Origin of the sequence: Pseudoflavonifractor phocaeensis (assembly GCF_016901735.1) — a bacterium.
Classification (GTDB): Bacteria; Bacillota; Clostridia; order Oscillospirales; family Oscillospiraceae; genus Pseudoflavonifractor_A.
Genome location: NZ_JACLZC010000014.1, coordinates 43,789 through 53,871, shown reverse-complemented (window position 1 = coordinate 53,871; position 10,083 = coordinate 43,789). Strand labels below are relative to the sequence as shown.

Genomic DNA, 10,083 nt, shown 5'->3' with positions numbered 1-10,083 from the left:
CTTTTTAAATTCTGGTGTGTATCGTTTGTTTGGTATCCCTTTTGGCATAATAAAGCACCCCACTTGTTATTCAGTATACCATACTGTCTAACAAATGGGGTGCAGTTCAGAGGCTGACCTCGCTTTTTTGGTGCTCAGAGATGAGAGGGCCAGCGGGCGGCGAAGGCGCTGGCCTGGGCCTCCTGGCCGGGCAGGAGGCGGAAATAAAGGAATTCCTCCTCCGCCAGGGTGCGGAGATAAAGGCCGTGGTCCTTGCTGTGGGGGACGGGCTTGACCTGGAAGCTGCTGGGGTAGCCGGCGGGCAGGTAGAGGGCGCGGGTGCCGTAATAGTCATTGAGGATGAGTACCGGTCCGGCGTCAGTAAGGGCACAGAAGCATTCCGGATCGGGACGGCGCTGGAGCAGATAAAGGAGGCTGCGATTTTTGCCCCGCAGGAAGAGCTGGTGGGAGATGGCGTGTCCGAAGCGGTAGGCCAGCAGGGCGGTGTAGTGCATGGCGTAGCTTTCCTGCTGGAGCGCGTCCATGGCGGGGGAGTCTGGGTGCTGGACGGGCGGGACATAGTCGCCGGGCTGGCCCAGCAGGAGGCTGATGACGGGGTAGATCTGCTCTTCCTTGGTCTTGTTGTAGGAAAAGGTGATGATTTGGCCGTCGGAGAGGCAGAGGGTGACGGTGCATTTGAGGAGCTGGATCTGGTAGTAGAGCTGGGTGACCTGTCCGGGGAGAATGTTCCACACATTCAGCGTTCCTTCCTGGAGACGCTGAATACATACCTGCTGGCAGAACCAGGCGACGGCGTATTCGGGCGCGCCGCTGTACTGGTGGATGCGCGGGATGTAGGTTACGTTGCCCGGCGGCATCCCCAAGGCGCGCCACTGGGAGAGGGCGGGATGGAAGGGGGGCTGGAGCTCGTCCCACTCAAAGATCCGCTTGGGCCATGAGGCCAGGGTGGGGCGGCGGTCCTCCGGAATACGCATGGATGATGGCTCCTTTCACAGAGAGTATCGAACATATCCGTATCATACCACGCTTTGGGAGAGAATGGAATGGGTACGCGGGGAGAAACAGGGAATTTCAGACATAAAATTCCGCCAGGTCGTCCAGCCGGAGGCAGGCCAGACGGCAGAAGGGGGAGGCGTTGCCGCAGCCGCAGTCCAGGTCCATCCAGCCGTCGCCGTGGAAGATGGAGAGGGGCTGGCGGAACTGTCCGGTCAGGAAAGCGGTGGGGGTGTGCCCCACCAGGGTGATCTTGTCGGGGAAGGGGGCCGGCGTATCCGGTTCGGGGCGGGACCAGAGCTGCTGTGCCGGGTCGGCGTGGGGGAAGCCGTGGACCAGGAAAAAGCGCCGTTCGCCCACAGTGAGTTCCAGGTGGACGGGGAGGGAGAGGAGAAAGGAAATAAGGGCGTGCCGCTCCTTGGGCGGGGTGCGGTAGACCAGATCCCGATAGGTCCGGCTGCCGCCGTTTTGGGTCCACAGGGCCTTGCTGCCCCAACGGTGGTTGGGTCCCAGGGTATCCAGGCACATTTGCTCGTGATTGCCCAGGAGCAGGACCATATTGGGACAGTCCATGATGGCGCGCAGCAGGGCGACGCCGTCCTTGCCCCGGTCGATGACGTCGCCCAGGATATAGAGGGTATCTTGGGGGGAAAAGGAAATGCGGCGGAGCAGTTCCTGAAAACGGTCGTAGTCGCCGTGAATATCGGCGGTGCAGTAGAGCATGGGGGACACCTCCCGTTACAGATTGACCTTTTTATAGATATGATACCTGCTTTGGAGGGGGGACGCAAGGGCCTGATTCTGCTTGTTTCGCGTTGGAAGGGATGGTATAATAAAAAACAAAAAAGGAACGATCAGAAGGCAAAGGGGGCGGACCGGTGAAGCGGGAGAAGAAAAAAGGGGTATGGTACCGGCTGGACAATGCGGGCGTACTCTATACCGCGCTGCAAAAGGAGGAATACTCTTCCATTTACCGGTTCTCCGCGGTGATGGACCAAAAGGTGGACCCGGAGGCCCTCCAGCGGGCGGTGGACCGTACCATGCCCCGGTTTCCCGGCTTTGGGGTGCGGGTACGCCGCGGCATGTTCTGGTACTATCTGGAGCCCAACGACGCGCCCGGTCCCTTTGTCAAGCGGGACATCGCCAATCCCTGCCAGCCGGTGCGGTTCCGGGAGGATAACGGTTGGCTGGTGCGGTTTTATTACTATGAACGGCGCATTTCGCTGGAGGTATTCCACGCGCTGTCGGACGGCGCCGGGGCGCTGGTTTTTTTACGCACGCTGCTGGCGGTCTACCTGCGGGAGCTGGGCTATGAGATTCCCCAAGGAGAGGGGATTCTGAATGTGGATGAGCCGCCCCGGCGGGAGGAGCTGGAGGACGGCTACGCCCGCTGGGCGGGGAAGAAGGTGCTGCGGTCTGGACCCGCGCCCACCGCGTTTCCCAATACCGGCACCGCCGAGCCTTTTTATACCTTTAACATCACCATGGGCTTTGTGCCGCTGGACCAGCTGAAGGACAAGGCCAAACGCTACGGCGTATCCATTACGGAGTATCTGACGGGGGTGCTTTTGAAGGTAATCGCGGACAACCAGGCCCAAAAGCATCCGGCCCATCCCCGGCCGGTGGCGCTGGCGGTGCCCATCAATCTGCGGCCCTGGTTTCCGTCGGAAACGCTGCGCAATTTTATTTTAACAGTGCGTCCAAGCATTGACCCATCCCTGGGGGAGTATACCTTTGAGGAGATCTTGTCCCAGGTGCGCCACTACATGCGCCTTCACATCAACCGGCTGGAGATGCGGGCCATGCTGACCGGCAACGTGAAATTCCAGACCAATCCCCTTCTGCAAGTGATTCCGCTGGTGCTCAAGAATCCGGTGATGGCGCTGGGCTACCGGATGGCGGGTGTACGGCCCTATTCCGGGACGTACACCAATCCTGGCGCTTTTCAGGTGCCGCCGGAGATGGCGTCCCACATCGAGCATATGGAGGTCATTCTGGGGCAGGCCACGGTGCCCCGGGTCCATTGCGCGTCCATCAGCTTCGGAAACACCATGGAAATCACCTTTGCCGGCACGCTGAAGGAGACCGACACCGAGCGGGCATTTTTCCGCTTTTTGGTGAAGGATGGCCTGCATGTCAAAGTAACCAGCAACCGGCAGGGCAAGCCGGTGGAAGGAGGATAGTATGTCGTATTGCGTCAATTGCGGGGTAGAGCTGGACGACACGGCGGCGGTATGTCCGCTGTGTCAGACGCCGGTGTGCAATCCGTCCTGCCCGGTGGATCTGGAAAGTCCCAAGCCGTTTCCGGTGGAGCGCAGCGAGGTGCCGCCGGTGTCCCGGGTGGCGGTGGCGCTGCTGCTCAGCTCCATGTTTTTGTCGGTGGCGCTGGTGTGCGGACTGCTCAACCTCTTTCTGCGTACCGAGCACGCCTGGTCGCTCTATGTGATCGGAGCGGCGGCCATGCTTTGGGTGTGGGTGGTGCCGCCGCTGCTGGCCCGGCAGCTGTCGCTTCTGGTCCGGCTGCTGCTGGATGTGACGGCCATTGCCGTGTATATCTATCTGATTGCGCTGGATCTGAACGGCATGGATTGGTATTGGGGCCTTGCGCTGCCGGTGATTTTGCTGGGCGGCGCGTGCGTATTGGTCTTGTCGATTCTGCTGGATGAGGGACGCCGCTCGATTTTGAGCAGCGTGACGCTGATAATCGGTACAGGCGGCATCTTTTCGGTGGGGGTAGAGTATTTTATAGACCAGTTTTTGAATCATCAGTGGCAGCCGGCCTGGTCGTTGGTGGTTTTGGCCATCTGTGTGGCCCTCATTATCCCGCTGATCGTGGTACGCCGGGTACCCTACCTCCGGGAAGAAGTCCGCCGCCGCTTCCACATGTAGAGGCGGTCTTTATGGCCGCCCACATTCCTCTTTCGTGTTGACGGCGGGCGACCACAAGGGTCGCCCCTACGATGGATTTGAAACCGCATATTGTAAGGTAAAGATAGGAAGGAGAAAAAAGGATGGACCGTATCCGGGAATATCTGGCCTTCGTCCAACGGCATCCGGAGCAATTCGTACAGGACCCCATTATGCCCATCGTATTGGAGGAGGAGAAGCTGCGGGCCTATGAAGCCGAAACGGGGAAAGAGGTGGGTCTGCTGTTCCGCAGCCCATGGTTTTTGCTGGCGGCGGACCTGATCCGCCCGGAGAAGGGGGAGCTGTATCTCTATTATCGCATTTTGAAGGAAACGGATTATGACGGGGTGGTGATCCTGCCTATTCTGGAGGGCAAGGCGGTGCTGCTGAAGAACTACCGTCACGGTCCCCGGCGCTGGGAGCTGGAGCTGCCCCGGGGCGGGGCGGAGCTGGGCCTGTCGCCGGCGGAGGACGCGGTAAAAGAGCTGTGGGAGGAGATGGGGACTAAAACGACGGAGCTCATCCCCCTGGGGACCGTCATCAACGACACCTCCAAGGTATATGGAGCGCTGCATCTCTTTGCCTGCCATATTGCATCGGTGGGGCCGTTGCAGGAGGAGGAGTGCATCACCGGCGTGGAGCTGTTCACCGCGGAGGAGTGCCGCCGCGCCATTGTGGACGGGACCATCCAGGATTCGCTGACCATAGCAGCTCTCACAAAAGCGATGCTGGCCGGCATTTTATAAAAATGTAAAAACAGGCGTTTTGAATTGCGGAAACTGGTATCATTGCCGGTTTTCGCAATTGTTTTGAGAGGAAAAATAGAGATAAACAGAAAAATACAGTAAAAATGGTGCCTGTTAAATATTCATTAAAAACTGAATATTTAATGGTTTTTTGTGGATAATAACAGGAATATTTCAAAGCGCTGTGGTTTTTTATTCAAAATGATGCTTGCAATTGAGAAGAGGGGGTGCTATACTATCACCAACATCACAAGACGGCAGGGCCGTTTTCAGGAGGTCAAACAACATGTCCGAAGTCAAGAAAGTCGTACTCGCCTATTCCGGCGGTCTGGATACATCCATCATCATCCCCTGGCTGAAAGAGAACTATGGTAACCCCGAAGTCATCGCCGTATCGGGCGACGTGGGCCAGGGCACCGAGCTGGACGGCCTGGAGGAGAAGGCCATCAAGACGGGCGCTTCCAAGCTGTATGTGGAGGACCTGACCGACGAGATGGTGGACACCGTCATCATTCCCTCCATGCAGATGGGGGCCAAATATGAGGACTACCTGCTGGGCACCGCCTTTGCCCGCCCCATCATTGCCAAGCGTCTGGTAGAGATCGCCAAGGCCGAGGGCGCCGACGCCATCTGCCACGGCTGCACCGGCAAGGGCAACGACCAGGTCCGGTTCGAGCTGGCCATCAAGCGCTTTGCTCCCGAGATGAAGATCATCGCCCCCTGGCGCGAGTGGTCCATCAAGGGCAGAGACGAGGAGATTGACTACGCCGAGGCTCACAACGTACCCCTGAAGATCAGCCGTGAGACCAACTACTCCAAGGACAAGAACCTGTGGCACCTGTCCCACGAGGGCCTGGACCTGGAGGACCCGGCCAACGAGCCCCAGTACGACAAGCCCGGCTTTTTGGAGATGGGCGTCTCTCCGGTCATGGCGCCCGACGCGCCCACTTATGTGACCATCGACTTTGAGAAGGGCTGGCCCGTTGCGGTGGACGGCGTAAAGATGAAGGCGTCCGACATCGTGCGCAAGCTCAACGAGCTGGGCGGCGCCAACGGCATCGGTCTGCTGGACATCGTGGAAAACCGGCTGGTGGGCATGAAGGACCGGGGCGTGTATGAGACGCCGGGCGGCACCATCCTCTACCGGGCCCACGAGGTGCTGGAGATGATTACCATTGACAAGGACACCGCCCACATGAAGAGCAAGCTGGCGGTGGACTTCGCCGACCTGGTGTATAACGGCAAGTGGTTCACCCCCCTGCGGGAGGCGCTGAGCGCGTTCGCCACCGAGACCCAGAAGCACGTAACCGGCACCGTGAAGCTCAAGCTTTATAAGGGCAACATCATCACCGCCGGCGTCACCTCTCCCGAGACGCTGTATTCGGAGGACCTGGTGACCTTCGAGGAGAGCGACTACGACCAGACCGACTCCAAGGGCTTCATCAACCTGTGGGGCCTGCCCGACAAGGTCCAGGCGCTGCGGGAGCAGGGAAAACTGAAATAAAAGAGTGGAGATAGGAGAGTGGAGAGTGGAGATACCCCCATATCTTCACTCTCTACTCTTCACTCTTCACTCTATTCTTAAGCGAGGTAATTATTATGAAGCTCTGGGCCGGACGGTTCCAAAAAGAGACAGATACGCTGGTGAACGACTTTAACTCCTCCATCGGCTTTGACGCCCGGATGTATAAGGAGGATATTGCCGGCTCTATTGCCCACGCGGCCATGCTGGGCAAGACGGGGATCATTGAGGAGCACGAGGCGGAAAAGATCATCGAAGGGCTCCAGGCCATTCTGGCGGACATCAAGGCGGGACAGGTGGAGTTTTCCCTGGAAAACGAAGACATCCACATGAACATTGAGACCATGCTCACCCAGCGCATCGGCGACACGGGCAAGCGGCTCCACACCGCCCGTAGCCGGAACGACCAGGTGGCGGTGGACTTCCGTCTGTTCGTCAAGAAGGAGATCCCGGTCATCATCAAGCAGGTGATGGGGCTGGAAGAGGTGCTCATCAAGAAGGCGGAGGCCAATCTGGACACGGTCATGCCGGGCTATACCCATCTTCAGCGGGCCCAGCCCACCACATTTGCCCACTACATGATGGCCTATGCCAATATGTTCCGGCGGGATATCACCCGTCTGGAGGACTGCCTGGAGCGGATGGACGAATGTCCTCTGGGCGCCGGCGCGCTGGCCACCTCCACCTATCCGGTGGACCGCTTCCAGACCGCCCAGGCGCTGGGCTTCAAAAAACCCACTGACAACTCCATGGACTCGGTGTCCGACCGGGATTTTGCCATTGAATTTCTGTCGGCCTGTTCCATTCTCATGATGCACCTGTCCCGTTTTTCCGAGGAAATCATTCTCTGGTGCTCCTGGGAGTTCAAATATGTGGATCTGGACGACGCCTATTCCACCGGCTCTTCCATCATGCCCCAGAAGAAGAACCCCGACGTGGCCGAGCTGGTACGGGGCAAGACCGGCCGGGTCTACGGCTCCCTCATCACCCTGCTGACCCTGATGAAGGGCCTGCCCCTGGCCTACAACAAAGACATGCAGGAGGACAAGGAGCCGGTGTTCGACGCCATCGATACGGTGGAGCTGTGCGTTCCCGTGTTTTCCGCCATGCTGGACACCCTGACCATCAAGACGGGCAATATGCGGGCGGCGGCCTCCGGCGGCTTCATCAACGCCACCGACTGCGCCGACTATCTGGTCAAGAAGGGGATGCCCTTCCGCGAGGCCTATATGATCGTGGGCAAGCTGGTCAACTTCTGCATCAAGTCCGGCGAGACGCTGGACACTCTGCCGCTCAAAGACTTTAAGGCGGTGTCCGCCATCTTTGACGCCGACGTCTACCAGGCGCTGGAGCTGGGTACCTGTGTCAACGGCCGTAAGGTCTACGGCGGTCCGGCCAAGGAGAGCGTGCTCCAGCAGATCGCGAGCATCAAGGAGTTCCTGGAGGAGCGGAAATAACCCATTCTTTTCCCATACGCATCGTGCGGGCGGCAGATCTGCCGCCCCTACGGTGTTTTCCCCCATTTTTATCCGAATGGATGCGAGAAGCTCCCTTGTCAGCAGGCAGTTGACAGACAAGCGCCCTATGGAAGCTTTCTTTGCCTACTTTCTTTCTCGAAAGAAAGTAGGTTGCAATTTGGAGGAAAATGGGGCACAATGGAGACATCCACCAGAACAAAGAAAAATGGGGTGTTTCACTATGAGCAAACCGAAGATCTACATTGACGGTCAGGAGGGGACGACCGGTCTCCAGATCCGGCAGCGGCTGAGCAGCCGGTATGACATTGAGCTTCTGACCATCGACGAGGAGAAACGGAAGGATACGGAGGCCAGAAAGGCACTTTTGAACGAGGCGGACATTGTATTTCTGTGTCTGCCGGACAAGGCGGCGCGAGAGGCGGTGCGCCTCATTGAAAACGACCACACCCGGGTAATCGACGCCTCCACCGCCCACCGGACGGTGAACGGCTGGGCGTACGGTCTGCCGGAGCTGTGCCGCTATCCGGTCGAGGTCATCGGCAAGGCCATGCGGGTGGCCAATCCCGGCTGCCATGCCACCGGCTTTCTGGCTGCGGCGGCGCCGCTGGTGTCGCTGCACATTCTGCCCCCCGACTATCCGCTGACCTGCTATTCGCTGACGGGCTATTCCGGCGGCGGACGGAAGATGATCGCGGAGTATGAGGGGGAAGAGAAGGGGAAGGAGCTGTATGCCCCCCGGATCTACGGCACCGACCTGCACCACAAGCACTTGGCTGAGATGACCAAATACGCGGGACTGGATATGCCGCCCATTTTCTGCCCCATTGTGGACGACTACTACTGCGGTATGGCCACCACCATCATGTTTTACAACAAATATCTCCGGGGCCAGCCCACGGCGGAGGAGATTGCCCTCATTCTGTCGGCCTACTATGCCGGACAAAAGCTCATTTCGGTGACCTACGGCCGGGAAAACCCCATGCTGTCGGCCAACCGTCTGGCGGGGACCGACCGGCTGGAGCTGGTGGTCTGCGGCCATGAGGACCAGACCATCGTCACCGCTCTCTTTGACAACCTGGGCAAGGGCGCCTCGGGAGCGGCGGTACAAAATATGAATCTGATGCTGGGCCTGGACGAGATCACGGGCCTGAACCTGTAACCGGGACCAGCGCATCAAAACCAAGGAGTTGCATACCATGAAACAGATCAGCGGCGGCATCACCGCCCCCAAGGGCTTCAAGGCTGCGGGCGTTCACTGCGGGGTCAAGACCCATAACACCACGAAAAAGGACCTGGCGCTCATCCTGTCGGAGCAGGAGTGCAGCGTGGCGGCTACTTACACCATGAACCGGGTAAAGGCGGCCCCCATCTATGTGACCATGGACCATCTGGAGGACGGCACGGCCTGGGGCGTGGTGGCCAACAGCGGCAACGCCAACGCCTGCGCCCCCATGAGCCACGAATACGCCGAGCAGATGTGCCAGGCCGCCGCCAAAGTTACCGGCCGTCAGGCGTCGGATTTTGTGGTGGCGTCCACCGGCGTCATCGGCCAGACGCTGAACATCGGCGCCATTGAGGCCGGCCTTCCGGAAGCCGTGGCCGCGCTGACCGACGATGCCGCCGGTTCCGACGCCGCCGCTCACGCCATTATGACCACCGACACCGAGAAGAAGGAGATCGCGCTGACCTGTTCCATCGGCGGCAAGACGGTGACGCTGGGGGCCATTGCCAAGGGCTCCGGCATGATCCACCCCAACATGGGCACCATGCTCTGCTTCATCACCACCGACTGCGCCATCACCCATGAGATGCTGTCCGACGCCCTCCATGAGGTGGTGCCCCGCACCTTCAACCGGGTGACGGTGGACGGGGACACCTCCACCAACGACATGTGCGTGGTGCTGGCCAACGGCATGGCGGAGAACCCGCTGGTGGAGTGGAAGGATGACAACTACACCGTGTTTGTCAAGGCGCTGCGGCAGCTGTGCGAGCATCTGGCCCGGCGTATCGCCGGGGACGGCGAGGGCGCCAGCCGTCTGGTGACCTGCCGGGTGTGGCAGGCCCGCAGCGAGGAGAGCGCCGAGCGTTTGGCCAAGGCGGTGGTGGGCTCTCCGCTGGTGAAGGCGGCCATGTTCGGCGCCGACGCCAACTGGGGCCGGGTGCTGTGCGCCATGGGCTATTCCAAGGCCCCCTTCCGCCCGGAGTACGTGGACGTGAAGTTCGTCTCGGCGGTGGGCGAGGTGCTGGTCTGCAAGGACGGCATGGGCCTGGACTTTGACGAGGAGAGCGCCAAGAGCATCCTCACACAGGATGAGGTGACCATCGACGTGTGTCTCCACGAAGGCGAGTGGGAGGCCAGCTGCTGGGGCTGCGACCTGACCTACGACTATGTGAAGATCAACGGCGATTACCGCACCTGATCCGGAGGCGAGAGGAT

General features: G+C 59.7%; 9 protein-coding genes. 7 read left to right on the top strand and 2 right to left on the bottom strand.

Going from position 1 to position 10,083, the window contains the following annotated elements:
* Positions 1–134: 134 nt before the first annotated feature.
* Both H7U37_RS05020 and H7U37_RS05015 read right to left on the bottom strand, forming a co-directional pair.
* Positions 135–974, bottom strand: coding sequence for a hypothetical protein (locus H7U37_RS05020; RefSeq protein WP_204874099.1), 840 nt, complete (start codon positions 972–974; stop codon positions 135–137).
* A gap of 97 nt (positions 975–1,071) precedes the next feature.
* Complete coding sequence (locus H7U37_RS05015; protein ID WP_204874097.1) at positions 1,072–1,716, bottom strand: metallophosphoesterase; 645 nt, start codon at positions 1,714–1,716, stop codon at positions 1,072–1,074.
* 155 nt (positions 1,717–1,871) lie between these two features.
* Here H7U37_RS05015 and H7U37_RS05010 point away from each other — a divergent pair, with 155 nt between their 5' ends.
* From H7U37_RS05010 to argJ, 7 genes are all read left to right on the top strand, one after another.
* On the top strand, positions 1,872–3,176 hold the full coding sequence (locus H7U37_RS05010) for a hypothetical protein (RefSeq protein WP_204874095.1): 1,305 nt from the start codon (positions 1,872–1,874) through the stop codon (positions 3,174–3,176).
* Position 3,177: 1 nt separating this feature from the next.
* On the top strand, positions 3,178–3,882 hold the full coding sequence (locus H7U37_RS05005) for a DUF6320 domain-containing protein (RefSeq protein ID WP_204874093.1): 705 nt from the start codon (positions 3,178–3,180) through the stop codon (positions 3,880–3,882).
* 122 nt (positions 3,883–4,004) lie between these two features.
* Complete coding sequence (locus H7U37_RS05000) at positions 4,005–4,646, top strand: NUDIX hydrolase (protein WP_204874092.1); 642 nt, start codon at positions 4,005–4,007, stop codon at positions 4,644–4,646.
* A gap of 286 nt (positions 4,647–4,932) precedes the next feature.
* Positions 4,933–6,150: an argininosuccinate synthase gene (locus H7U37_RS04995; RefSeq protein ID WP_204874091.1), complete on the top strand. Its 1,218-nt coding sequence runs from the start codon at positions 4,933–4,935 to the stop codon at positions 6,148–6,150.
* Between the two features lie 95 nt (positions 6,151–6,245).
* The gene (gene argH, locus H7U37_RS04990) at positions 6,246–7,625 is read left to right on the top strand and encodes an argininosuccinate lyase (protein WP_204874090.1); all 1,380 of its coding nucleotides are present in this window, start codon (positions 6,246–6,248) and stop codon (positions 7,623–7,625) included.
* Between the two features lie 241 nt (positions 7,626–7,866).
* The gene (gene argC / locus H7U37_RS04985) at positions 7,867–8,805 is read left to right on the top strand and encodes an N-acetyl-gamma-glutamyl-phosphate reductase (protein ID WP_204874089.1); all 939 of its coding nucleotides are present in this window, start codon (positions 7,867–7,869) and stop codon (positions 8,803–8,805) included.
* Positions 8,806–8,842: 37 nt separating this feature from the next.
* Positions 8,843–10,066, top strand: coding sequence for a bifunctional glutamate N-acetyltransferase/amino-acid acetyltransferase ArgJ (argJ, locus tag H7U37_RS04980; RefSeq protein ID WP_204874088.1), 1,224 nt, complete (start codon positions 8,843–8,845; stop codon positions 10,064–10,066).
* The last annotated feature ends 17 nt before the right edge of the window (positions 10,067–10,083 follow it).